20 protein-coding genes are annotated in these 24,738 nt (G+C 68.5%); 10 read left to right on the top strand and 10 right to left on the bottom strand.

Annotation, left to right across the window (positions count from 1 at the left end; genetic code table 11):
- Positions 1 to 100: 100 nt before the first annotated feature.
- The 4 genes from dnaA (at position 101) to gyrB (ending at position 6,299) form a co-directional block, all read left to right on the top strand.
- On the top strand, positions 101 to 1,489 hold the full coding sequence (gene dnaA / locus PXD02_RS00005) for a chromosomal replication initiator protein DnaA (RefSeq protein ID WP_275104945.1): 1,389 nt from the start codon (positions 101 to 103) through the stop codon (positions 1,487 to 1,489).
- An 85-nt stretch (positions 1,490 to 1,574) separates the two neighbouring features.
- Positions 1,575 to 2,693 (top strand): DNA polymerase III subunit beta, encoded by a 1,119-nt coding sequence (gene dnaN, locus PXD02_RS00010; protein WP_275104946.1) that lies wholly within the window; start codon positions 1,575 to 1,577, stop codon positions 2,691 to 2,693.
- A complete protein-coding gene (gene recF, locus PXD02_RS00015; RefSeq protein WP_275104947.1) occupies positions 2,690 to 3,766 on the top strand; it encodes a DNA replication/repair protein RecF in 1,077 nt (358 codons plus the stop codon). Before dnaN ends, recF begins: the two co-directional genes overlap by 4 nt.
- A 94-nt stretch (positions 3,767 to 3,860) precedes the next feature.
- Complete coding sequence (gene gyrB, locus PXD02_RS00020; RefSeq protein ID WP_275104948.1) at positions 3,861 to 6,299, top strand: DNA topoisomerase (ATP-hydrolyzing) subunit B; 2,439 nt, start codon at positions 3,861 to 3,863, stop codon at positions 6,297 to 6,299.
- Positions 6,300 to 6,386: 87 nt separating this feature from the next.
- On the opposite strand, the gene pdeM is transcribed toward gyrB, so the two are convergent.
- Genes pdeM through PXD02_RS00045 form a run of 5 tightly spaced genes read right to left on the bottom strand, consistent with a single transcriptional unit; the run spans position 6,387 to position 12,698 of the window.
- Positions 6,387 to 7,055 carry a ligase-associated DNA damage response endonuclease PdeM gene (gene pdeM, locus PXD02_RS00025; protein ID WP_275104949.1) on the bottom strand — a complete coding sequence of 223 codons (669 nt, stop codon included), beginning with the start codon at positions 7,053 to 7,055 and terminating at the stop codon, positions 6,387 to 6,389.
- Positions 7,052 to 9,427, bottom strand: coding sequence for a ligase-associated DNA damage response DEXH box helicase (locus tag PXD02_RS00030; RefSeq protein ID WP_275104950.1), 2,376 nt, complete (start codon positions 9,425 to 9,427; stop codon positions 7,052 to 7,054). The genes pdeM and PXD02_RS00030 overlap by 4 nt, the downstream gene beginning before the upstream one ends.
- A complete protein-coding gene (locus tag PXD02_RS00035; protein ID WP_275104951.1) occupies positions 9,424 to 10,974 on the bottom strand; it encodes a cisplatin damage response ATP-dependent DNA ligase in 1,551 nt (516 codons plus the stop codon). The genes PXD02_RS00030 and PXD02_RS00035 overlap by 4 nt, the downstream gene beginning before the upstream one ends.
- The gene (locus PXD02_RS00040) at positions 10,971 to 11,963 is read right to left on the bottom strand and encodes a ligase-associated DNA damage response exonuclease (RefSeq protein ID WP_275104952.1); all 993 of its coding nucleotides are present in this window, start codon (positions 11,961 to 11,963) and stop codon (positions 10,971 to 10,973) included. Before PXD02_RS00040 ends, PXD02_RS00035 begins: the two co-directional genes overlap by 4 nt.
- 30 nt (positions 11,964 to 11,993) lie before the next feature.
- Positions 11,994 to 12,698 (bottom strand): helix-turn-helix transcriptional regulator, encoded by a 705-nt coding sequence (locus tag PXD02_RS00045; RefSeq protein ID WP_275104953.1) that lies wholly within the window; start codon positions 12,696 to 12,698, stop codon positions 11,994 to 11,996.
- A 63-nt stretch (positions 12,699 to 12,761) separates the two neighbouring features.
- Here PXD02_RS00045 and PXD02_RS00050 point away from each other — a divergent pair, with 63 nt between their 5' ends.
- Positions 12,762 to 13,334 (top strand): glutathione S-transferase family protein, encoded by a 573-nt coding sequence (locus PXD02_RS00050; protein WP_275104954.1) that lies wholly within the window; start codon positions 12,762 to 12,764, stop codon positions 13,332 to 13,334.
- Here PXD02_RS00050 and PXD02_RS00055 read toward each other — a convergent pair.
- The 3 genes from PXD02_RS00055 to PXD02_RS00065 all read right to left on the bottom strand — a co-directional run bounded on the left by PXD02_RS00055 (position 13,331) and on the right by PXD02_RS00065 (position 16,325).
- Positions 13,331 to 14,236, bottom strand: coding sequence for a DMT family transporter (locus PXD02_RS00055; protein WP_275104955.1), 906 nt, complete (start codon positions 14,234 to 14,236; stop codon positions 13,331 to 13,333). The genes PXD02_RS00050 and PXD02_RS00055 overlap by 4 nt on opposite strands.
- 162 nt (positions 14,237 to 14,398) lie before the next feature.
- Positions 14,399 to 14,698 carry an HU family DNA-binding protein gene (locus PXD02_RS00060; protein ID WP_275104956.1) on the bottom strand — a complete coding sequence of 100 codons (300 nt, stop codon included), beginning with the start codon at positions 14,696 to 14,698 and terminating at the stop codon, positions 14,399 to 14,401.
- Between the two features lie 148 nt (positions 14,699 to 14,846).
- Positions 14,847 to 16,325 (bottom strand): AMP nucleosidase, encoded by a 1,479-nt coding sequence (locus PXD02_RS00065; RefSeq protein WP_275104957.1) that lies wholly within the window; start codon positions 16,323 to 16,325, stop codon positions 14,847 to 14,849.
- Positions 16,326 to 16,417: 92 nt separating this feature from the next.
- On the opposite strand from PXD02_RS00065, the gene PXD02_RS00070 reads away from it, so the two are divergent.
- The 3 genes from PXD02_RS00070 to PXD02_RS00080 all read left to right on the top strand — a co-directional run bounded on the left by PXD02_RS00070 (position 16,418) and on the right by PXD02_RS00080 (position 19,900).
- Positions 16,418 to 17,272, top strand: a complete 855-nt coding sequence (locus PXD02_RS00070) for an SDR family oxidoreductase (RefSeq protein WP_275104958.1) — start codon at positions 16,418 to 16,420, stop codon at positions 17,270 to 17,272.
- A gap of 61 nt (positions 17,273 to 17,333) precedes the next feature.
- Positions 17,334 to 18,629: a phosphatase PAP2 family protein gene (locus tag PXD02_RS00075; RefSeq protein WP_275104959.1), complete on the top strand. Its 1,296-nt coding sequence runs from the start codon at positions 17,334 to 17,336 to the stop codon at positions 18,627 to 18,629.
- Positions 18,630 to 18,676: 47 nt separating this feature from the next.
- Positions 18,677 to 19,900, top strand: a complete 1,224-nt coding sequence (locus PXD02_RS00080) for a UbiH/UbiF/VisC/COQ6 family ubiquinone biosynthesis hydroxylase (protein ID WP_275104960.1) — start codon at positions 18,677 to 18,679, stop codon at positions 19,898 to 19,900.
- Between the two features lie 54 nt (positions 19,901 to 19,954).
- Here the strand turns inward: PXD02_RS00080 and PXD02_RS00085 are convergent, their stop codons facing one another.
- Positions 19,955 to 21,364, bottom strand: a complete 1,410-nt coding sequence (locus PXD02_RS00085) for a UdgX family uracil-DNA binding protein (RefSeq protein ID WP_275104961.1) — start codon at positions 21,362 to 21,364, stop codon at positions 19,955 to 19,957.
- Positions 21,361 to 22,593: a putative DNA modification/repair radical SAM protein gene (locus PXD02_RS00090; RefSeq protein WP_275104962.1), complete on the bottom strand. Its 1,233-nt coding sequence runs from the start codon at positions 22,591 to 22,593 to the stop codon at positions 21,361 to 21,363. The genes PXD02_RS00085 and PXD02_RS00090 overlap by 4 nt, the downstream gene beginning before the upstream one ends.
- Positions 22,594 to 22,772: 179 nt before the next feature.
- Between PXD02_RS00090 and PXD02_RS00095 the strand changes: the two genes are divergently transcribed.
- Both PXD02_RS00095 and PXD02_RS00100 read left to right on the top strand, forming a co-directional pair.
- Complete coding sequence (locus tag PXD02_RS00095) at positions 22,773 to 23,366, top strand: LolA family protein (protein ID WP_275104963.1); 594 nt, start codon at positions 22,773 to 22,775, stop codon at positions 23,364 to 23,366.
- 116 nt (positions 23,367 to 23,482) lie between these two features.
- A complete protein-coding gene (locus PXD02_RS00100) occupies positions 23,483 to 24,733 on the top strand; it encodes an MFS transporter (protein WP_275104964.1) in 1,251 nt (416 codons plus the stop codon).
- Positions 24,734 to 24,738: the final 5 nt, after the last annotated feature.

Here is a 24,738-nt window from a genome sequence, read left to right on the forward strand (position 1 = left end):
GTGGGGTGTTGCCGCAGTTCAGTCCGTCCGACCCGCGTCGGGGATCCTGTTTCGTCGGAAGGTCCGGCGAAGGCTGGGGACAGGAAAGATAGGGCAGACCATGGACGACATCTGGGGCCAGGCATGTGCCGCGCTTGAAACAAGCGTGGGACCGAACAACTTCAACCACTGGATCAAGCCCCTGCGCCTGACCGGCGTGGATTCGGGGATCGCCCATTTCGCCAGCCCGACGCGCTTCATTTCCGACTGGGTGAACCGCCATTTCGCCAAGGACATCCTGGGCGAGCTGAGCCGCCATGGCGCGTCCGTGGAACGCCTGCGCTTCGAGGTCGTCCCCCAGACCGCGCCCGGCCGCGCCCGTCCGGCCACCGCCACCGCCACCGCCGCGAAGCCTGCGCGCCCCATCGCCTCGGCCGCCGCGCCCGCGACCGCGCGGGTGGCGCGCGCCGACCTGGGCGCGCCGCTGGATCCGCGCTATACCTTCGGCAATTTCGTGGTCGGCAAGCCCAACGAACTGGCCCATGCCGCCGCCCGCCGCGTGGCCGAGGGCGGGCCGGTCGGCTTCAACCCGCTGTTTCTCTATGGCGGCGTCGGCTTGGGCAAGACCCACCTGATGCACGCCATCGCCCATGACTATCAGGCCCGCCACCCGGCGGCGCAGGTGCTGTATCTGTCGGCCGAACAGTTCATGTACCGCTTCGTGCAGGCCCTGCGCGAAAGCACGATCATGGATTTCAAGGGCATGTTCCGCAACGTGAACATGCTGATGGTCGACGACGTGCAGTTCATCGCCGGCAAGGACAGCACCCAGGAAGAATTCTTCCACACCTTCAACGCCTTGGTCGATCAGGGCAAGCAGATCGTCATTTCCGCCGACCGCGCCCCGGCCGAGATCAAGGGCCTTGAGGAACGCATCAAGTCGCGCCTGTCCTGCGGGCTGATCGTGGATCTGCATCCGACGACCTACGAATTGCGGCTTGGCATCCTGCAATCCAAGACCGAAGGCTTCCGCGCCCAGCAGCCCGATCTGGAAATCGGCGCCGGGGTGCTGGAATTCCTGGCCCACCGGATCACCACCAACGTCCGCGTGCTGGAAGGCGCGCTGCAACGGCTGTTCGCCCATGCCAGCCTGCTGCGCCGCGAGATCACGCTGGAGGTGGCCCAGGAATGCCTGGCCGACATCCTGCGCACCAACGACCGCAAGATCTCCATCGACGACATCCAGCGCAAGGTGGCGGAACATTACAACATCCGCCTGGCCGACATGGTGGGGCCCAAGCGCGCCCGCAACGTCGCACGTCCCAGGCAGATCGCCATGTATCTGTCCAAGCAGCTGACCAGCCGGTCCCTGCCGGAAATCGGCCGCCGCTTCGGCGGGCGCGATCATACCACGATCATGCACGGCATCCGCAAGGTCGAGGAGCTCGTGGTCGAGGATCACGCCCTGGCCGAGGATGTGGCCCTGCTGAAGCGCCTGCTGGAAGCGTGAACGAAACGCTTGTGACTGCCTGCGCGGGCCGTTACAAAACAGGTCCGTTTACGGGCCGGAATGGCCGCAGGCACAGGGAAAAGCGATGAAATTCTCGATCGAGCGCGCCGTTCTGGTCAAGGCCGTCTCTCAGGCCCAGTCGGTCGTGGAACGGCGCAACACCATTCCGATCCTGGCCAATGTCCTGATCGAGGCCACGCCCGAGGGCGTCAGCTTCCGCGCCACCGACCTGGATACCGAGGTCGTGGACCGCGCCCCCGCCCAGGTGGAACGCCCCGGCGCCACCACCGTCAGCGCGGTGATGCTGAACGAGATCGCGCGCAAGCTGCCCGACGGCGCCTTGGTCCAGATCAGCAGCGACGACGCGGCGGGGCGGCTGGCGGTGCAGGCCGGGCGGTCGTCCTTCAGCCTGGCCACGCTGCCGCGCGAGGATTTCCCGGTCATGGCGTCCAGCGAATACAGCGTCAATTTCAAGGCCAGGGCCGATCTGCTGCGCCGCCTGTTCGACAAGGCGAAATTCGCCATCTCGACCGAGGAGACGCGCTATTACCTGAACGGCGTCTATATGCATGTGGCGCAGGTCGACGGCCAGCCCATGCTGCGCTGCGTGGCGACCGACGGGCACCGGCTGGCGCGGATCGACGCGCCGCTGCCGGTCGGCGCGGATGACATGCCGGGGGTGATCGTGCCGCGCAAGACGGTCGCCGAACTGCGCAAGCTGCTGGACGACGACGATACCGACATCGCCGTGTCGGTCAGCGAAACCAAGGTGCGCTTCGCCACGCCGACGCTGACGCTGACCTCGAAGGTGATCGACGGCACCTTCCCGGATTATTCGCGGGTGATCCCGATGAACAACGCCCGCAAGCTGGAAGTCGACGCCGCCGATTTCGCCCGCGCGGTGGACCGGGTGGCGACCGTCAGCAGCGAACGGTCCCGCGCGGTCAAGCTGGCGCTGGATCAGGACCGGCTGATCCTGTCGGTGAACGCCCCCGACGCGGGCGCCGCCGAGGAGGAACTGATCGTCGCCTATGCCGACGACCCTCTGGAAATCGGCTTCAATGCCAAGTATTTGCAGGAAATCGCCAGCCAAGTGGACCGCGACAACGCGGTGTTCCTGTTCAACGGCTCGGGTGATGCCGCGCTGATCCGCGAAGGGTCGGATCAAAGCGCGGTCTATGTCGTCATGCCGATGCGGGTGTGACGCTTCGGCATCTGTCGCTGGCGCAGTTCCGGTCATGGTCCCGGCTGGATCTGGATCTGGACCGGCGGCCGCTGGCGATCTTCGGCCCGAACGGTTCGGGCAAGACCAATATCCTTGAAGCCGCATCGATGCTGGCGCCGGGCCGTGGGTTGCGTGCAGCGCCCGCCCCCGATCAGGCCCGGCAGGGGCGCGACGCAGGCTGGCGGATCCGGGCCGCGATCGACGACCACGCGATCGAGACCGCCGCCCCGCCGGGCCAGTCGCGCGGCGTCCTGATCGACGACAAGCCGGCGGCGCAGACCGCCCTGGGACGGCTGCTGCGGATCCTGTGGCTAGTGCCCGCCATGGACCGGCTGTGGTCCGACCCGCCCGAGGCGCGGCGGCGTTTCCTGGACCGCGTGACGCTGAGCCTGTTTCCCGACCATGCCGACCTGGCGCTGACCTATGACCGGGCGATGCGGGAACGGAACCGCCTGCTGAAGGACCAGATCGGCGATCCCGGCTGGTATCGCGCGCTGGAAGCCCAGATGGGAGACGCGGGCGCGGCCCTGACCCGCAACCGCCAGGCCGCGCTGACGGCCATCATGGCCGCGCAGGACGGCGGCGACTTTCCGGCCGCGACCCTGACCCTGCTGCCGGGCGAAGGCCAGGCCGACGACCCCGACCCCGACAGCATCGCCGCCCGCCTTGCCGCGATGCGCCCGCGCGACCTGGGCGCGGGCCGCAGCCTGACCGGCCCGCACCGCGCCGATCTGGGCGCGGTCTGGGGTCCGCAGGACATGCCCGCCGCGCTGTCGTCCACCGGCGAGCAAAAGGCGCTGCTGCTGTCCCTGATCCTCGCCAATGCCCGCGCGCTGTCCGACCAGCCGGTCGTTCTGCTGCTGGACGAGGTGGCGGCCCATCTGGACGCCGACCGCCGCGCGGCGCTGTACGACCGGATCTGCGCCCTGCCCGCGCAAAGCCTGCTGACCGGCACCGGGACCGAGCTTTTCGACAGCTTCGGACCCCGCGCCCGGCGGCTGGCGGTGACCCGCGCCGAAGAGGGTTCCGGGGCTGTGGAAATCCCCGGCTGAACCCTGCCGAAAAGGCAAAAAAATCCCGTCTTTCCCGTGACTTTCGCTGCCGGAAGGCTTATATCGGCAGCACAGGAACAGGACAATTTCACGCATGGCCGACACGATCCCGCAAAGCGCCGAATACGGCGCCGATTCCATCAAGGTTCTCAAAGGGTTGGAGGCCGTGCGCAAGCGGCCCGGCATGTATATCGGCGATACCGACGACGGGTCCGGCCTGCACCACATGGTCTACGAGGTCGTGGACAACGGCATCGACGAGGCTTTGGCCGGTCACGCCGACTATGTGCGGGTGAAGATCCATGCCGACAACAGCGTCTCGGTGCGCGACAACGGCCGCGGCATCCCCACCGACATCCATGCCGGCGAAGGCGTCTCGGCCGCCGAGGTCATCATGACCCAGCTTCATGCGGGCGGGAAATTCGACCAGAACAGCTACAAGGTCTCGGGCGGGTTGCACGGCGTCGGCGTGTCGGTGGTGAACGCCCTGTCGGACTGGCTGGAACTGCGCATCTGGCGCAACGGCAAGGAACATTACGCGCGGTTCGAACATGGCGACACCGCCGAACATCTGCGCGTGGTGGGCGATGCCGCGCCGGGCGAAAAGGGGACCGAGGTGCGGTTCCTCGCCTCGGCCAAGACCAACGATCCGAACGGGACGTTTTCCAACCTGGACTACGTCTACAAAACGCTGGAAAACCGCCTGCGCGAACTGGCCTTCCTGAACAGCGGCGTCCGCATCATCCTGGAGGATGAGCGCCATGCCGAGGTTCAGCGCACCGAACTGTTCTATGATGGTGGCGTGCGGGAATTCGTGAAATACCTGGACCGGTCGAAGACTCCCGTCATGGCCGAGCCGATCTTCATGACCGGCGAGAAGAACGGCATCGGGGTCGAGGTCGCGATGTGGTGGAACGACAGCTATCATGAAACCGTGCTGCCCTTCACCAACAACATTCCGCAGCGCGACGGCGGCACCCATCTGGCGGGCTTTCGCGGCGCGCTGACCCGCGTCATCACGAAATACGCCCAGGACAGCGGCATCGCCAAGCGCGAGAAGGTCGATTTCACCGGCGACGACGCCCGCGAGGGGTTGACCTGCGTGCTGTCGGTCAAGGTGCCCGATCCGAAATTCTCCAGCCAGACCAAGGACAAGCTGGTCTCGTCCGAAGTGCGTCCGGCGGTCGAGAACCTCGTCGGCGAAAAGCTGGCCGAGTGGTTCGAGGAAAACCCCACCGAAGCCCGCGCCATCACCGGCAAGATCGTCGAGGCCGCGCTGGCGCGCGAGGCCGCGCGCAAGGCCCGCGAACTGACCCGGCGCAAGACCGCGATGGACGTGGCATCCCTGCCCGGCAAGCTGGCGGATTGCCAGGAAAAGGATCCGGCCCTGTCGGAACTGTTCATCGTCGAGGGCGACAGCGCGGGCGGATCCGCCAAGCAGGGCCGGTCGCGCCAGAACCAGGCGGTGCTGCCGCTCCGCGGCAAGATCCTGAACGTGGAACGGGCACGCTTCGACCGGATGCTGTCATCGGAAATGATCGGCACGCTGATCACCGCGCTTGGCACCGGCATCGGGCGCGACGAATTCAAGCTGTCCAAGCTGCGCTATCACAAGATCGTCATCATGACGGATGCCGATGTGGACGGCGCGCATATCCGCACGCTGCTTCTGACCTTCTTCTTCCGGCAGATGCCGGCTCTGATCGACGCGGGGCACCTGTATATCGCGCAGCCGCCGCTGTATAAGGTGTCGCGCGGGCGGTCCGAGGTCTATCTGAAGGACGAGGCCGCGCTTGAGGATTACCTGATCCAGCAGGGCATCGACGGGGCGGCGCTGCGGCTCGCCTCGGGCGAGGAAATCACCGGAGCCGACCTGGCCCGCGTGGTGGATGAGGCGCGGACCGCGCGCCGCATTCTGCGCGCCTATCCGACCCATTATCCGCCCCATATCACCGAACAGGCGGCCATCGCGGGCGCGCTGCTGCCGGGCCGGATCGACGCGGACGCCCAGGGCGCGGCCAATGCCGTCGCCGCCCGCCTGGACATGATCGCCGAGGAATACGAACGCGGCTGGACCGGCCGCCCGACCCAGGACGCGGGGATCCGCCTGACCCGCACCCTGCGCGGGGTCGAGGAGAACCGGACGCTTGACGGCCAGATGCTGCGCAGCGCCGAAAGCCGCCGCCTGGGCGAGATGACCCAGGCCTTGCAGGATGTCTATGGCCGGGGCGCGCGGCTGGTGCGCCGCGACCGCGACCAGCCGATCTTCGGCCCGCTGGGACTGTTGCAGGCGATCTTCCTGGAAGGCGAAAAGGGCCTGTCGCTGCAACGATATAAGGGGTTGGGAGAGATGAATCCCGAACAGCTGTGGGAAACCACGCTGGATCCCGGCGCGCGGACCATGTTGCAGGTCCGGGTCGAGGACGTGGCCGAGGCCGAGGATCTGTTCACCAAGCTGATGGGCGACGTGGTCGAACCGCGCCGCGAATTCATCCAGCAGAACGCGCTGAGTGTGGAAAACCTGGATACCTGACCGGGCCGGTAACGGATTTGCCGCCGCCGCGCTTCTGTCTGAAAGCTGCGGCAGCCTGGCGTGGCGCGCATGGCGGCCCGGCCTTTTTCAGGCCCGATGATTGCGGCGCAGGATCGCGCCGACCGGAACCGGCAGCGCCCGCGTTCCGCCGCAGGCGATGGCCAGCCCCTGCGGCACCAGGGACGACAGGGCCGGGCTGTCGATGGCCAACCCGCCGGTATAGGCGCCGAAGGCGGGCAGGATCAGGTGGTCCGGGCCGATCAGGAAACAGCGCCGCCGCTCTCCGGCCAGCCGGAGGCAGGGATGGAAATGGCCCGACACGTCCGGCCCCCGCCCGGCCTGGTGGCGCAGGACCAGCCCGTCGGCCAGTTCCGCCACCGTCTCGCCCGGCAGGCGCGGGCAGACGGGGGACGGGTCGTGGTTGCCGCTGACCCAGATCCAGCGGCGGCCCCGCCCCATGCCGCGCAGCCGATCGCACAGCATGTCGGGCAGCGCCAGCGCCGCCGCATCGTCGTCGAAGCCGTCGCCCAGGCTGACCACGCAGGCGGGATCGGTGGCGGCGATCTCGGCCTCCAGCCGGTCCAGCGTCGCCAGCACCTCATAGGGCGGCAGCAGCGACCCGCCCCGACGCGCCATGCGCTCGGACTTGCCCAGATGCAGGTCGGCGACGATCAGCCAGCGGCGGTCGGGCCAGAACAGCGCGCCGGACGGACGCGCCTGCAACTGCTGCCCCGCGAAATCGAAGCGGTAACTCACGCCAGCCCCGCCTCGGCCATCAGGGCGGCGGCCTCGGCCTCGGCCAGGCGTTCGCGGCCCGCGCCGGTGATCGGCACCCGGCCGTATTCCAGCAGCAGCGGCGCGGCCAGCGGGGTGACGCGGCCCGTCATGCGGTGGTCGATCTGGGGGGAACGGTCCAGCATCTCCTCGATCCGGTCGAAATCGACAAGACCCCGGCGCGCCTCGTCCGCGGTGATCCGCAGCAGCAGGTGGTCGGGGTCATAGCGGCGCAAGGTATCGTAAAGGATGTCGCTGGAAAAGGTCGCCTGCTTGCCCGACCGGCGCCCGCCCGGCATGTTCCGCTGGATCAGGCCCGAGATGATGGCGACGTTGCGGAAGGTCCGCTTCATCACCGCATTGCCCGCCAGCCAGTCGCCCAAGCCCGCCCGCAAGCCGTCGCGGTCCAGCAGCGGCGCGGGATCCGTGACCGGATCCAGCGACCAGATCAGCAGCGCGTAATCGGTGGCGATAAAGCCCAGCGGACCAAGCCCCGCCTCCTCCATCATCCGGGTCATCAGCAGGCCCAGGGTTTGCAGCGCATTGCGCCCGGCAAAACCATAGAGCGCGAAATGCCATCTGCCCTGGAACGGAAAACTCTCGCTGACCAGCACGCCGGGGCGCGGCAGGACGCTGATCTGGTCCTGAAGGGCCAGCCAGTCGGCGGTATCGGGCGGCAGCACCCAATGACGCGCGGGATCGCCGATCAGCGCCTGCACCCGATGCGACAACTGGGTCGAGGTCGCCAGCTTCAGTCCCGAATAGACCGCGATCCGGGGCTGGCGGGTCGGCTGCTTCGTCACCTCGATCACCATTTCGCGCATCGCGTCATAGCGCACGGTCTGCCCGCCGATCAGGAAGGTGTCGCCCGGCACCAGGGTCGCGGCGAAGCTTTCCTCGACCTCGCCCAGGGGCACGCCGCCGCGCCCGCGCAGCCGGACCTTCAGCATCTCGGCCTCGACGATGGTGCCGACATTCATGCGCAGGTCGCGGGCGGCGCGGGGGTCGCGCAGCCGCCACAGCCCGCCCTTCAGCATCAGCCGCTGCCAGCGGTCATAGGCGCGCAGGGCGTAGCCCCCGGTCGCCGCGAAATCCAGGCAATCGTCGAACTGCGCGCGGGTCAGGCCGCGATAGGGACCGGCGGTGCGGACCTCGGCGAACAGCGCATCGGCGTCGAAGGGACCGGCGCAGGCGGTCAGCAGGATATGCTGGCACAGCACGTCCAGCGGGCCGGGGCCGCGCGGGTCGCCGTCCAGGTCGTGTTCGTGGACAGCCTCAAGGGCCGCCACGCATTCGATCACCTCGAAGCGGTTGGCGGGCACGATCCGCGCGCGGGAAGGGGCGTTATAGCGGTGGTTCGCGCGCCCGATCCGCTGGACCAGCCGCTTGACGTTCTTGGGCGCGCCGACCTGGATCACCAGATCGACCGCGCCCCAGTCGATGCCCAGATCCAGGCTGCCGGTCGCGACCACGGCGCGCAATGCGCCCGCCGCCATCGCGGCCTCGACCCGCTGGCGCGCCTCTCGGGCCAGGCTGCCGTGATGCAGACCGATGGGCAGGTTGTCGTCATTCGCCGCCCACAGCGCCTGAAAGAACAGTTCCGCCTGGGCGCGGGTGTTGATGAAGATGATGGTGGTGCGGGCCTGCCGGATCTGGTCCAGAACCTCGGGGACCGCGTAATGGCCGCCGCCGCCGGACCAGGGCGCGGGGCGCGCGGTCGCCAGCATGGCGATGTCGGGTTCCGGGCCGGGATCGGCCTGGATGACCGCCGCGCCGCCCATGAAATCGGCCAGCGCCTGCGGATCCTCGACGGTGGCCGACAGGCCGGTCGCGATCAGGCCGGGGGCCAGCGTGCGCAGCCGCACCAGGCACAGCATCAGCTGGTCGCCGCGCTTGTTTTCCGCAAGCGCGTGCAATTCGTCCAGCACCACCCGGCGCAGGCTGCCGAAGATCTGCGGCGCCTGTTCATAGGACAGCATCAAGGCCAGCGATTCCGGCGTGGTCAGCAGGATCTGCGGCGGATCGATCCGTTGCCGCGCGCGCTGCGAGGATCGCGTGTCGCCGGTCCGATCCTCGACCCGCACGGGCAGGTTCAACTCGGCCACCGGGCGCGCCAGGTTGCGCGCGATATCCGCCGTCAGCGCCTTCAGGGGCGAGACATAGAGCGTGTGCAGCCCCTTGTGGCCGTCCTTCAGATCGACCAGCGAGGGCAGGAAACCGGCCAGCGTCTTGCCGCCGCCGGTCGGCGCGATCAGCAGCGTGTCGCCCCTGGCCTCCAGCAGCGCGATCTGATGCGGATGGGGCTGCCAGCCCTGGCGGGCGAACCAGTCCTGGAGATCGGGCGGCAGGGTCACGCGATCATCGCCTTCAGGGTGGACAGGTGGTCGGCCTCGGACGGGGGCTTGTCCCAGCGGATCCGGCTGATGCGGGGAAAGCGCATGGCAACGCCAGACTTGTGGCGGCCGGATGCGTTCAGCCCCTCGAACGCGACCTCCAGCACCAGCTTCGGCGCGACCGAGCGGACCGGGCCGAAGCGTTCGACGGTGTTGTTCCTGACGAAGCGGTCCAGTTCGCGCAGTTCCTCGTCCGTGAAGCCGAAATAGGCCTTGCCGACCGGCACCAGTTGGTTGCCGTCCCACAGGCCGAAGGTGAAGTCGCTGTAGAATCCCGACCGCTTGCCATGGCCCCGCTGCGCATACAGAAGCACCGCATCGACCACATGCGGGTCGCGCTTCCACTTGAACCACGGCCCGCGCGGGCGGCCGCCGACATAGGCGGAATCGCGGCGCTTGATCATCACCCCCTCGATCACCGGGGCGGGCGGATCGGCGCGCAGGGCGGCCAGGTCGTCCCAGGTGGCAAAGTCCAGCAGCGGCGACAGGTCGATCCGGTCGCTGCCGAAATCCGCGCCGTCCAGGACAGTGCGGCGATCCATCAGCGGCAGGTCGCGCAGGTCGCGGCCCTGCCAGATCATCGCGTCATAGACCCGCAGCCCGGCCGGGTGGCTGTCCAGCATCCCGCGCCCAACCTGCTTGCGGCCCAGCCGCTTTTGCAGGTCGCCGAACACCGCCACGTCCTCGCCCCGCCGCACCAGCAATTCGCCGTCCAGGGCGCCGTCGAAATTCAGCGCCTCGATCAGGTCGGGGAAGCTGTGGCCGATATCCTCTCCGGTCCGGGAATAGAGCCGCCGCACCCCGCCATCGTTGATCGCCTGCACGCGGATGCCGTCCCATTTCCATTCCGCGACGTAATCGGCGGGATCGAAAGCCCGCAACTGGTCCAGATCGACCGGCGTGGACAGCATCACCGGGCGGAACGGGGCCTTGGCCGCGTGTTCGGGCCGCGTCCCGCCCGCGATCCAGTGAAACAGCGGCTGATAGGGGGGCGTCAGGCCGTGCCAGATCTCCTCGATCTGGGCCACGTCGGGGGTGCCCATCTCGGCCAAGGCGATGCGGGCCATGCGGGCGGAGAGGCCCACGCGCATGTTGCCGGTCGCCAGCTTCAGGAAGGCCAGCCGCTGCGACGGTCCCAGCCGGTCCAGCATCGCGGCAATGGCGGCGGGCAGCCCGGCCTTGCCGGTGTCCGACAGCAGGGCGACGGCCTGATGCAGCGGCACGTCCTCATCCCGGTCCGTGTCCCACAAGAGCGCGATGGTTTCCGCCAGATCGCCCACGAAATCATAGGACAGCGCGAAAAGCTGTTCGTCCACCCGTTCGACCATCAGCCCGCGCAAGAGGCCGGGCGTCACCGTGCGCAGCTTCAGATCGCCGGTCAGCGCGGCCAGGGCGAAGCCCCGGTCGGGATCCGGCGTGGCCTCCAGGTAATGCCGCAACAGCCGCAGCTTGGCATTGCGCGCGGGCGTGAAGGCCAGGCGTTCCAGCAGGGTGGCAAAACCCCTCATTCCGGCTCGTCCTCGTAGCCGACAAGGCGCAGGGGGCGGGCGGGGATGCCTTCGATCTCGCACCAGCGCAGCAGGCCGTCCTCGGCGCCGTGGGTGATCCAGACTTCCTGCGGAGCCAGTTCCCGGATCGTCTGCGTGACCTGCGGCCAGTCCACATGGTCGCTGATGACCAGGGGCAGTTCCACCCCGCGCTGCCGCGCCCGCGCCCGGACCGCCATCCAGCCCGAGGCGAAGCCGATCACCGGATCGCGGAACCGCTGCACCCAGGCGGATGCGAAGGCCGAGGGGGGAGCGATCACCAGCTGCGCCTCGACCGTGTCGGCGGTGGCGGGAACCAGCGGGCCAAGGTCGATGCCCTGGGCGACATGGTAATCGCACAGACGTTGCAGCGCGCCGTGGATGGCGATCGGGCCGTCGATCCCCGCCGCGCGGGCCAGCATGATCAGCCGCTGCGCCTTGCCAAGCGCATAGGCGCCGATCAGGTGGGGACGTTCGGGAAATTCGGCCATGCTGGCCAGCAGCCGCGCCATTTCCCCCGCCGGGTCGGGATGGCGAAAGACCGGCAGGCCGAAGGTCGCCTCGGTCACGAAGATGTCGCAGGGCACGGGGTCATATGCCGCGCTGACCGGGTTCGGGTGGCGGCAGTAATCGCCCGACACGACGATCTTCGGGCCATTGTCCGGCTGCACGGCGATCTGCGCCGATCCCAGGATGTGCCCGGCGGGATGGAAGCTGACCGTGGTATCGCCGATGCGGATGGGACCGTCCGCCGCCTGGCTGTGACCGGCGAAATCCGCGCCATAGCGGATCGCCATGATGTCCAGCGTCTGCCGCGTGGCCATCACCGCGCCATGACCCGACCGGGCATGGTCGCCATGGCCATGCGTGATCAGCGCGCGCGGGACCGGGCGGATCGGGTCGATGTAGAAATCACCGGGAGGGCAGTAAAGCCCGGCCGGCGTGGGATGCAGGATCTGATCGGCGCGCATGGGTCCAAGATGGTGAACATTCCATGAAAATCAACGCTGCGCCGCGCCGCCCCGTTCCCCGCGCATCCGGGCATAGTCGCGCACCATCGCCACCCGGCGCGGGCGGAAGCTGTCGCCCGTCAGGCTGGCCGCCGCGACGCGGTTCACGTGAAAGACGCGGTAATCCATCCGCAACCGGCAATGCGCCAGCAGCATCAGCGAGCGGTCGGAATAGGACAGGCCCAGCGGCCAGATCTCGCGGCGGGTCCGCTGGCCGTTCAGGTCGGTATAGTCGATCCGCAGCGCCTGTTCGTCCCAGCAGGCCGCCCGGATCAGCGCCAGATCGACAAGCGGCGCGGGCCTGTCGGGCGTCTGCAAAAAGCAGCGGGTGATCGCGTGCAGCGCCTGGCGCGCCTGGCGTTCCGGCAGGGTCGCCACGATCCGGGCCAGGGCGTCGCGGCCCGCCTGGACCAGTTCCGCGTCGCCCACGCCCGCCAGCGATTCGACGGCCAGGCGCAGGGCCTCGATCTCCAGCCGGGAAAAGCTTTGCGGCGGCAGGGCCGGATCCTCGGTCAGGGTGTATCCCAGCCCCGCGGCCCCGTCGATCAGCGCACCGCCCGCCCGCAGCGTGGCGATGTCGCGGTAAAGCTGGCGGGGGGATACGCCCGTCTCGGCCGCCAGCCGCGCGGCGGTCACCGGCGCGGGCAGGCGGCGCAGCGTATCCATCAGGCGCATCAGGCGGTCGGTGCGGGCCATGCTGTCACCATCTGTCAGGGCTTTGCGCTATCCTGTCGCCATAGCAACCACGGAGACAAGCCCATGCCGACACTCTATCACGCACCGCAAAGCCGGTCGGACACCATCGTCACGCTGATCGACCTGATGGGCATCCGCGACAGGCTGGACATCGTCGAGGTGACGATCCCCCGCCGCGACGGCAGCGGCGGGCGCGATCCGAAGAACCCCCACCCCGAGGGCAAGGTGCCCTATCTGGTGGACGGCGACGACCATGTCCGCGAACGCGGCGCGATCATCACCTGGCTGACCGACCGCTTTCCCGAAAGCGGCCTGGGCCGTCCGGTGGGCGATCCGCAGCGCGGCGCCTTCCTGTCCTGGCTGTTCTATTACCAGGGCGTGATCGAGCCGGTGGGCCTGCTTTATTCTCTCAGGATCGACCATCCGGCCTTGCAGGCGACCTTCCGCGACTATGACACGGTGGTGCAGCAGATCGAGGACAGGGTGGCGGACGCGCCCTTCCTGCTGGGGCCGGATTTCTCGGCGGCGGATCTGCTCTGCGCCTCGCCCTTCGTGTTCTTTGGCGAGATGATGCCGGTGACGCCGGTGGTGAAGGGCTGGGTGGATCGCTGCGCGGAACGGATGCGCGCAGCCTAAGCCGGGGGCGGGCGCCTGACGGGGACCACGGGCGCGGGCGCCTTGGACAGTTGCACCGCCAGGATGCCCGCCATGATCACGCCCACGCCGATCACGTCGCCCAGGGCAAGCTGTTCACCCAGCAGCAGCGCCCCGGTCGCGACCCCGAAGAAGGGCGTCAGGAAATGGAAGGTCGCCGCGCGCACCGCGCCGATGCGGCCGACCAGCTTGAACCAGACCCAGGTCGCCACAAGGCCGGGCACGATCACCGTATAGAGAAATGCCCAGACCAGACGAGAGGTGTAATCGACATGCCAATCCTCGACGAACGGGGCGATGACCCACAGGGTCGCGGATCCGATCAGCATTTGCAGGCCGACGATCATCATCACATTGCCGCCCGAGCTGGCGCCCCGAACGGACAGCGTGGCAACGGCCAGGGCCAGGGCGGCGGCAAAGCACATCAGGATGCCCAGCGGGTCGCTGCCGCCGCCTTGCAGCCGTGCGCCCATGATGATCGCCACCCCGGCCAGCCCCAGGGCCAGGCCCCCGACCCCCAGCGGGCGCAGCCTCTCGCCCATCAGCATCCAGCCCAGCAGCGCCACGATCAGCGGCATGGTGGCCGCGATGATGGAGGCCAGCCCGGCCTCGATCCACTGCATCGCCACCCAGTTGAGGCCCAGATACAGCGCATTCTGGCACAGCCCCAGGATCACCACCGCCCGCCATTGCGCGCGGGTCAGGGCGCGCCAGGTCTCTCCCATCGCCAAGGCGATGACGAAGCCTGCCGTGCCGGACAGCAGAAAGCGCAGGGCCAGGGCGAACAGCGGCGGCACCTCGGTCACGATCATCCGGGTCGAGGTGAAGGCCGAAGCCCACATCACCGCGAAGAACACCCCCATGAAGATCGCGCGAATGTCCATTCTGGCCCCGTGACTTGCAGATGATGCAGAAGGGCTAGCAGGTCATGGGGGCGGCGGGAAGGGTCATCCGCGGATTGCGCGGGCGCCGCGGCCCGCTTGGGCAGGAAAACGAAAAAGGCCGCGCCCGGCGGCACGGCCCTGACATCTGCGATGTCGCAAGGATCAGCTGTTCACGCTGTCCTTCAGCGCCTTGGCGACCGTCACCTTGACCTGCTTGTCGGCGGGCTTGGTCATCATTTCCTGGGTCTGCGGGTTGCGGACCTGGCGTTCGGGGCGGGCACGGCAGGCGATCTTGCCGATGCCGGGGATCGTGACCGAGCCGCCGGCGGCGACTTCACGGCTGACGACGGCGGCGATCGCGTCCAGCGCGGTCGCGGCCGATTTCTTGTCCGAACCCATTTCCTCGGCCAGGGACGCGACAAGCTGGGTCTTGGTCATCGGTTTCGCGGATGGCGTGGCCATGAATCTGTCTCCTCTTGCCCGGTTTTCGGGGGCTGCGAATAGCGCCTTTTTCGGCATATCGCCTGCTACACACGGTTTTGCCCAACAGATCAAGCGTTTTTCGCCCCTTTCCCCGAAAGCAGGCGCCGCCCGGCCAGTTGACGCCGGGTCACAGGAAGGCCGTCTCGTGGAAGGACCGCAATTTCCGCGAATGGATCCGTTCCAGGGGCATCTCGCGCAGCTTTTCCATGGCGCGGATGCCGATCAGCAGATGGCTGGCGACCTGGGTGCGGTAAAAGTCGGTGGCCATGCCCGGCAGCTTCAATTCGCCGTGCAGCGGCTTGTCGCTGACGCACAGAAGCGTGCCGTAGGGCACCCGGAAGCGGAACCCGTTGGCGGCGATGGTGGCGCTTTCCATGTCCAGCGCCACGGCGCGCGACAGCGACAGGCGATGGATCGGCGTGTCGCGCAGTTCCCAGTTGCGGTTGTCGATGGTGGCGACCGTGCCGGTGCGCATGATCCGCTTCAGCTCGTATCCCTCAAGCTGGGTGACCTCGGCCACGGCTTCCTGCAAGGCCACCTGGACCTCGGACAGGGTGGGCAGCGGCACCCAGACGGGCAGGTCGGCGTCAAGCACATGGTCTTCGCGCAGATAGGCATGGGCCAGCACGAAATCGCCCAGCCGCTGGGAATTGCGCAGCCCCGCGCAATGGCCAACCATCAGCCAGGCATGGGGGCGCAGCACGGCGATATGGTCGGTCGCGGTCTTGGCGTTGGACGGGCCGACGCCGATATTGACCAGGGTGATCCCCTGCCCGTTCGCCCGCTTCAGGTGATAGGCGGGCATCTGCGGCATCTTCGCCAGCGCCGCCAGCGGCGCGTCGGTCTCGAAGATCTGCTGGTTTCCGGGCGCCACGAAGCTCTCATATCCCAGCGAGGGATCGGCCAGCGCGCGGCGGCCGAAGGCCTCGAATTCGTCGACATAGAACTGATAATTGGTGAACAGGACGAAATTCTGGAAATGCTCGGCCGCGGTGGCGGTGTAATGTTGCAGCCGCGCCAGGGAATAGTCGATGCGCTGCGCCGTGAAGGCCGCCAGATGCAGCGAACCGTCCGGCATCGGGCCTGCGACGCCGTTCACGATGTCATCGTTCATGGTGTTCAGATCCGGCACGTCGAACACGTCGCGCAGGCTGAAGTCCAAGACGCCTTCCTGTGGCACCGCCAGTTCGCTTTGCGCGGCGACGGCGAAATGCACCGGCATGGGCGTCTCGCTGATGCCCACCGTCACCGGAACACCGTGGTTGCGCATCAGCAGCCCGATCTGTTCGCGCAGGTAATTGCCGAACAGATCCGGCCGGGTCACGGTCGCCGAATAGCTGCCTGGCGACACGACATGGCCGAAGGACAGGCGCGAATCGACCTGCGGATGGGTCGGCACGGTCAGGCGCAGTTCGGGATAATAGGCGCGGAACCGGGCGGCGGGCTTGTCGCCCTCCAGCGCCTTGATGAAGCGGTCCAGCAGGAAGCCCGTCGACTGGGCATAGAGATCCTGCAACCGCGCCACGGCGGCATCGGCATCGGTGAATTGCCGGCGGCCCGGCGCATCGGGGCTTTCGACCGGCAGGTATCGGGAATCCGTGTCCATTCTTGTTATCCTTCTTTCCCCCGACCCTGCCAGCCCCGCCCCGAGCAGGCAAGCGTCTGGCGCCGGGGGGCCGGGGCCGTTACGCTGGCGTCATGAAGATGCTTGTTTTCGGTCACGGCTATTCGGCCGGTTTCCTGACGCCCCTGTTGCGCGCGCGCGGCTGGCAGGTGCTTGGCACCACGCGCGGCGACCCCGGCCGGGTGGCGGCGGCGGGCGCGACCCCGATCCTGTGGCCCGGAGAAGAGGCCCGGCTGCGCGAGGAGATCGCGCGGGCCGATGCCGTGCTGGTGTCGACCGCGCCCGGCCCGCAGGGCGATCCGGTGCTGGCGGCGTTCCGCGACGATCTGGCCCGCGCCCGGCTGCGCTGGCTGGGCTATCTGTCCACGACCGGGGTCTATGGCGACCGCGACGGCGGCTGGGTGGACGAGGACAGCGTCCTCGACGGCTCGGGCCCGCGCGGGCAGGCCCGCATCCGGGCCGAGCGCGCCTGGCGCGATCTGGCCCAGGGCGCGGACCTGCCGCTGCATATCTTCCGGCTGGCGGGGATCTATGGTCCCGGACGCGGACCGTTCCAGAAGGTCCGCAACGGCACCGCGCGGCGGATCGTCAAGCCGGGCCAGATCTTCTCTCGCATCCATGTCGAGGACATCGCCCAGGTTCTGCTGGCGTCCCTGGACCGGCCCGCGCCGGGCACCGCCTATAATGTCTGCGACGACGACCCGGTCCCGCCGCAGGACGTGCTGGCCCATGCGGCGGATCTGCTGGGCCTGCCGCCGCCGCCCGAAATCGCCTTCGAGGATGCCGAGATGACGCCGATGGCGCGGTCCTTCTATCAGGACAGCAAGCGGGTGCGGAACGACCGGATCAAGCGCGATCTGGGCGTGCGCCTGCGCTATCCCGATTACCGCAGCGGGCTGGCCGCCACCCTGGACGCGGAATCCGCATGACCGTCACACGAACACCATAGTTCATTGCTAGCGCGGTCGGGAATCCTGATGGAGTCCGGCCATGCTTCTCGATCACGCGCGCAAACTCAGATGCTGGCTGGTGATGGCGGTCTTGGCCGGGCTGATCTTCGTCAGCGGGCCGCGCGCGGAACGATGGGGCGACAATTTCCAGATCGGGCTGCCGCTCCTGGCGCTTGGCTGCCAGATCGCCCAGGGCAAGGCGCCAGAGCTGCTGCTGCGCTATGCGGTGCTGTTCGCGGGCATCCACACCCCGAAAGCCGCCCTTGGCGACGCCCCTCTCAACCGGCGGCCCTCGGGGTCGCCCGGGGGGATGCCGTCGGGACACACGGCGACCGCGGTGTTCGGCGCCTCGGCCCTGCTTCACGACTGCGTAAGGCATAACCTGTTCGTACGGGCCGGCATCGTGCTGGCGGCGGCCTTCACCGGCGCCAGCCGGATCGAGGCCGACGCCCATTCGATCTGGCAGGTGCTGCTGGGCGCGATCTGGGGCCTGATCTGCGACCGCGCGCTGCGTCGGCCCTCATGGGCGCGCTCGGCCGCCACGCGCGGGCTGGCGCGGGTCGGCGATAGGCTGGCGGTGCCGACGCGGCGGCTGGCCGACCGGCTGCGGGCGCAGTTCCGGGCGCGGCGGCCGGGCTTGCGCGGTCGCATGGCCGGGCTGCACCGCCGCATGGCAGGGCTGCGCCGTCGCACGACAAGGCTGCGCGTCGCGCTGGCCGCGACTGCGACGATGCTTCTGGCTGCGCTGCCGCTGCGGGCCGAGACCACGATCGGGCTTTACGGCGGCTATCAGACGGCGCCGCATTCGGACGTGACCATCGACGGCCATGAGGTCCGCGCCGGCTGGAAGGGCAAGTCGTTCGAGATGCCGCCCTATTGGGGCGTCCGGCTGACCCGCTGGCAGGGCGATTGGGGATGGGGGGCCGAGTTCACCCATGCCAAGATCTACGCCGACGACCGCACCATGGAACGTGCCGGGCTGACGCATCTGGAATTCACCGACGGGCTGAACCTCGTCACCGTGAACGCCCTGCGGCGCTGGCCGCGCGCGCGCGTGACCCCCTATGTCGGCGCCGGCCTCGGCGTCGCGGTGCCCCATGTCGAGGTCGACGACGACAACGACCCGAATTTCGATTCGACCCATGACTATCAGCTGACCGGTCCGGCGATGCGGGCCTTTGCCGGCGTCTCCTGGCCCTTGGGCCGCCGGTGGGAGGCGACGGTCGAATACCAGTTCACCTATTCGAGCCATGCAGCCGATCTGGACAGCGGCGGCACGCTGGAAACCGACATCATCACCAATGCGGTGAATATCGGCCTGGCGCTGCGGTTCTGACCCGTGCCGGATTGCCTTTCGGGGCGGCGCGTGCATGATCCGTCGGCATGGGCACCGATGTGGATATCCTGATCGCCGGCGGCGGGCTGAACGGGCCGGTGCTGGCCCTTGCGCTGGCGCAGGCCGGATTGCGCGTGGCGGTCGTCGATCCCCGGCCCGCCGACGTCCGGGCAGGCGACAATTTCGACGGGCGCGCCTATGCGCTGGCGGTGGCGTCCCAGCGGCTGCTGAAGGCGCTTGGGCTGTGGGGCGGGCTGGGGGCGGACAGCCAGCCTATCCTTCAGGTGAAGGCGTCCCAAGGCCGGCCCGGCGAGGGCGCGGCGCCCTTTTTCCTGCATTTCGACAGCGCCGAGATCGAGGAAGGCCCGGTCGGCCATATGCTGGAGGATCGGTTCCTCTATCGCGCGCTGCTGGCGGCGATGCGGGACCGGGTGCGGCATCTGCCGGGCCTGTCGGTGACGGATCACCAGCCCGCGCCCGGCGGGGTCTCGGCCACGCTGTCCGACGGACGGCAGATGCGCGCGCGGCTGCTGGTCGGCGCGGACGGGCGCGGGTCGGGCGTGGCGGCGCGGGCCGGGATCGGGCGGCGCGGCTGGGATTACGGCCAGACCGCGCTTGTCGCCGCCATCGCGCATGAGCGTCCGCATCACGGCATCGCGCAGCAGTATTTCATGGCCCACGGCCCCTTGGCGATCCTGCCCCTGCCGGGCGACCGCAGCAGCGTCGTCTGGTCCGAGCGCCATGCCGAGGCCCGCGCCATCGCCGCCCTGCCCGACGACGCCTTCATGGACGTGCTGCGCCCCCGCTTCGGCGATTACCTGGGCCGGATCGAACTGGCGGGCGCGCGCTTCACCTATCCGCTGAGCCTAACGCTGGCCGACCGCTATGTCGCGGATCGCGTGGCGCTTGTGGGCGATGCGGCGCATGGCGTGCATCCCGTCGCGGGACAGGGGCTGAACCTGGGACTGCGCGACGTGGCCGCGCTGGCCGAGGTGCTGGTGGACGCCGCCCGGCGGGGCGAGGATATCGGATCGGGCCTGGTGCTGGAACGCTATCAGGGCTGGCGGCGCTTTGACGGCACCGCCCTGGCCTTGGGCATGGACGGGGTGAACCGGCTGTTCGCCAGCGGCAATCCGATCCTGGCGGCGGCCCGGGGCCTGGGCATGGGGGTGGTCAGCGCGGTGCCGGCGCTGCGGCGCGGCTTCATGCGGCAGGCGGCGGGGCTGTCGGTCGATCCGATGCCGCGGCTGCTGACGGGCCGGGCGCTGTAAGCCGGGGGTTTCACACCCCCGAACCCCCGTGGGATATTTCGGCCAAGGCAAAACTCAGGCGGCCATCATCCGCGCGGCTTGCGTCAGGTCGGCTGCGAATTGCGCCCGCGCCCGCGCCGCGGGGCCGGGGTCGAGGCGCAGGATCAGGCTGGGATGCCAGGTGATCAGCACCGGGCCGCCGTCCAGCGTCGTCTCTACCGTGCCGCGCCGGGGGGTCAGCGGCGCGCGGTCGCCGGTCAGCGCGAAGGCGGCCGTCGCACCCAGGGCCACGGTCAGGCGGGGCTGGACGAAGCGGCGTTCCAGATCCAGCCACCATGTGCAGTGCCGAATTTCTCCGGTGGCGGGGTTCTGGTGGATGCGGCGCTTGCCGCGCGGGGTGAACTTGAAATGCTTCACCGCATTCGTGAGCCAGGCCCGCGCGGGATCGAGGCCCGCGCCCGCCATGGTCTGTCGCAGCAGCTGGCCCGCCGGGCCGACGAAGGGACGGCCTTGCAGATCCTCGTGATCGCCCGGCGCCTCGCCCAGGATCATCAGGGGCGCGTCGGGGTCGCCCTCGCCCCAGACGGTCTGGGTCGCGGCGTGGCACAACGCGCAGCGGGTGCAGCGGCTGGCCTGCTGGCGGGCGGCGTCCAGGCTGTCGGGCGGGCGGTCGTCGGGGGCGTGGCGGATGCGCGCCGTGACACGGGCGGCGAAGGCAGGGGCGTCGGTCGCGCCCGCGTCGCGCATCGCCTGCACCCGGCGCGGCGCATCGGCCAGCATCTGCGCGATCAGCCCGGTTTCGGGCAGGTTCTTCCAGTATTTCACCGGCATTTCCGACCGCATCGCCTGAGTCTTGATGCGGGCCGGGTTGAAGATATTGGCGAAATAGATCCGCCACAGATCATGGCTGGCATCCGTGGGCAGGTTCGGACGCGGCGCGGGCGGTTCGAAGCTCAGCCTGCCGTCGAAGCGTGCGATCCCCTCGGGCGTGGCGATCAGCCAGTCCATGTCGCCGAAGCGGCGCGCAAAGAAGGGCGTCCCGGCCTCGAGGATCGGGTGTTCGGGTTCGAACCAGGCGGCGAAGCTGCGGCGCGGCCCCTCCGAGGGCAGTTCGTGGAAGCGGACGAAGGCGTGCATCTTGTGGATGTCGCGGCGCACGGATTTCGCCATCCGCGCCAGCCGGTCGGCCAGCGGATCGGCGGGATTGGCGATGAAGCCGCGATCCTGCTGCAACCGGATCAGCGCGGCATAGAGCAGCGCCCAGCGTTCGGGGTCGGAATGGCTGGCGACCGTCCGGGCCAGGGCCAGGAATTCCTTGCTGGCCGTCACCGGATGCGGGCCGGGCGGCGGGACCGGACCCGTGCCGAACAGCCCGGCATCGCCCCAGGCCACCTGATCGGGCGCCACGCGGTTGCCCGCAAGCTGGCGGGCCGCGTCGCGCCAGGCCTGGAACCGGCCAAAGCGAGGCAGATCGACCCGGATCACAGCAGTTGCAACTGTTCGGGCCGCGGCGCGAAGCGGGCGCGCAGGTCCGCGCTGTCGGTCAGCGCGCCGGGATGCCAGTCGGGCAGCGTCACGAAGGCGCGCGCCTTGGACATGATCGCCCCCATCCGCAGCAGATCCGCGTATCGCAGCGGCCCGTTGCGCCGCGCGGCCAGGATCCGCGTCACCGTCCTGGTGCCGAAACCGGGCACGCGCAGCAGCATGTCCTTGGCGGCCCGCGCAACGTCCACCGGGAATTGCCCGCGATTCGCCAGGGCCCAGGCCAGCTTTGGGTCGATCGCCAGATCCAGGTTGCCCGAGGGATGGGCCGCGCCGATCTCCTCGGCCTCGAACCCATAGAAGCGCATCAGCCAGTCGGCCTGATACAGGCGATGTTCGCGCATCAGCGGCGGCTTGATCAGCGGCAGCGCGGCCGAGGCATCCGGGATCGGGCTGAAGGCCGAATAATAGACCCGCTTCAGGTCATAGCCGGAATAGAGGTTGGCCGACGTCCTCAGGATGTCCCGGTCGGTGGTGTCGTCGGCGCCGACGATCATCTGCGTGGACTGGCCGGCGGGCGCGAAGCGCGGCGGGCGCCTGCCGGTATGGGATTTTTCCGTCGCGGCCTCTCGCGACAGGCGGACATCGGCCATGGCGGCGCGGATCGTCTCGGGCCGCTTTTCGGGGGCCAGTTCGCGGATGCTGGCGTCCCGCGGCAGTTCGATATTCACCGACAGCCGGTCGGCGAACAGCCCTGCCTGCGCCACCAGATCGGCCGAGGCGTCGGGAATGGTCTTCAGATGGATATAGCCGCGAAAGCCGTGGTTCATCCGCAGCGTCCGGGCGATGCGCACCATCTGCGCCATGGTGTCGTCCGGGCTGCGAATGATGCCCGAGGACAGAAACAACCCCTCGATCATGTTGCGGCGATAGAATTCCAGCGTCAGCGTCACGACCTCGTCCGGGGTGAAGCGGGCGCGTTCCACAGTGCTGCTGACCCGGTTGATGCAATAGGCGCAGTCGTAGATGCAGAAATTCGTCATCAGGATCTTCAGCAGGCTGATGCAGCGCCCGTCGGGCGTATAGGCGTGGCAGATCCCCATGCCCTCGGTCGAGCCGATGCCGCCCGCGCGCGAATCGCGCCGCGTCGTGCCGCTGCTGGCGCAGGAGGCATCGTATTTCGCCGCATCCGACAGGATCGCGAGCTTCTGCTGCAAGGTTCGCGGGGCCATGCGAGCAATCTATGTTCGCTGAATGTTCCGATCAAGATGATCTATGTTTGCCGCCGCCTCACCGCCGCATTGCCGCGCAAGGCGGGCCCGGAACCCTCACGCCCCCGAGAGCGTTCGCCGCCCGTCCCATCCGTCAGACGTGATGTGCATCCCCGTTCGGAAAGGATATGATCGGCGCCATGAACATCAAATCGCTCGCCCTTGCGCCCGCCCTGTTGCTCGGTCTCGCCTTCCCGGCCCTGGCCGAGAAGATTCCGCTGAATGAATTGTCGCACTATCTCAACCGGTTGACCACGGCCACCGCAGAGTTCACGCAGGTCAATCCCGATGGCTCGATCTCGACCGGGACGGTCTATATCCAGCGGCCCGGACGGGTGCGGTTCGAATACAACAACGACAAGACGCTGGTCATGGCGTCGGGCGGAAACGTCGCGGTGTTCGATCCGAAATCCGGCGGGCCGCAGCAATATCCGCTGTCGCAGACGCCGCTGTCGATCATCCTGGACGCCAATGTGAACCTGGGCCGCGCGAACATGGTCACGGCGCATACCGAACAGAAGAACGCCACGGTCGTGACCGCGCAGGATCCGCAGAACCCGCAATACGGCAATATCCAGATGGTCTTCACCGGCGGTCCGACGCAGCTGCGCCAATGGGTCGTGACCGACGACAGCGGCCAGAAGACCACCGTGATCCTGGGCGAGATGCGCGAGGGCGGGTCGATCCCGGCCTCGAAGTTCTCGATCAACAACGAACTGGCGCGGCGCGAATGATCGGTCGAGGCGGACTCATCACGGCGGTTGATGGGTCGCATCACCACGCCGGGGCTTGATCTTCGGGCGGGACGCGTCCAACGCTGGCTGCGACGTTTCGCCGCGCAGGTCCAGCCATGCCCACCCAGTCCCGCCTGTTCACGCCCATCCTGATCGGCGGATCGCTGATCCTGCTGATCAACTTCGCGCTGCGGGCCAGTTTCGGCGTGTTCCAGATCCCCATCGCCGCCGATTTCGGCTGGCCACGGGCGGACTTCTCGCTGGCCATCGCCATCCAGAACCTGGCCTGGGGGATCGGCCAGCCGATCTTCGGCGCGCTTGCCGAACGCTGGGGCGACCGCTGGGCGATTATCCTGGGCGCGCTGCTGTATTCGGCGGGGCTGATCCTGACCTCGACGGCGACAACCCCGGCCACCATGCAGCTGCTGGAAATCATGGTCGGCTTCGGCATCGCCGGGACCGGCTTCGGGGTGATCCTGGCCGTGGTCGGGCGCGCCGCCAGCGACGACAACCGCAGCCTGGCCCTGGGAATCGCCACCGCCGCCGGATCGGCGGGACAGGTCTTCGGCGCCCCCCTGGCCGAGGTTCTGCTGGGATTTTATTCCTGGCAGATGGTGTTCGTGATCTTCGGCGCGATCGTGCTGGCCTGCCTGCTGTTCCTGCCGATGCTGGGCGACGGCAAGCCCGCCAGCCGCCACGAGCTTGAGGAAAGCCTGGGCAGTGTCCTGGGCCGCGCCTTCCGCGACCCGTCCTATCTGATGATCTTCGCGGGGTTCTTTTCCTGCGGCTATCAGCTTGGCTTCATCACCGCGCATTTCCCGGCCATGGTGACGGAAATGTGCGGGCCGATCAGCCCGATGGGGACTCTGGCCAGCATCGGCATCACCACCACATCCGCCCTGGGCGCGGCGGCGATCAGCCTGATCGGGCTGGCCAATATCGCGGGCTCGATCCTCGCGGGCTGGCTGGGCAAGCGCTATACCAAGAAATACCTGCTGGCGGGGATCTATACCCTGCGGACCATCGCGGCGGCGGCCTTCATCCTGCTGCCGATCACGCCCGTCAGCGTCATCGTCTTTTCGCTGGTGATGGGCGCGCTGTGGCTGGCGACGGTGCCGCTGACCTCGGGGCTGATCGCCTATATCTATGGGCTGCGCTATATGGGGACGCTCTACGGGTTCGTGTTCCTCTCGCATCAATTGGGGTCGTTCCTGGGCGTCTGGCTGGGCGGCGCGCTGTATGACGCGCAGGGCGATTACACGCTGGTCTGGTGGGTCGGGGTGGGCGTCGGCGCGCTCAGCGCGCTGATCCACCTGCCGGTGCGGGAAGCACCCGCCCGCCTGCCCGCGGCGGCTGCGGCGGTTTGACGCCA

Source organism: Paracoccus sp. S3-43 (genome assembly GCF_029027965.1).
GTDB lineage: Bacteria > Pseudomonadota > Alphaproteobacteria > Rhodobacterales > Rhodobacteraceae > Paracoccus.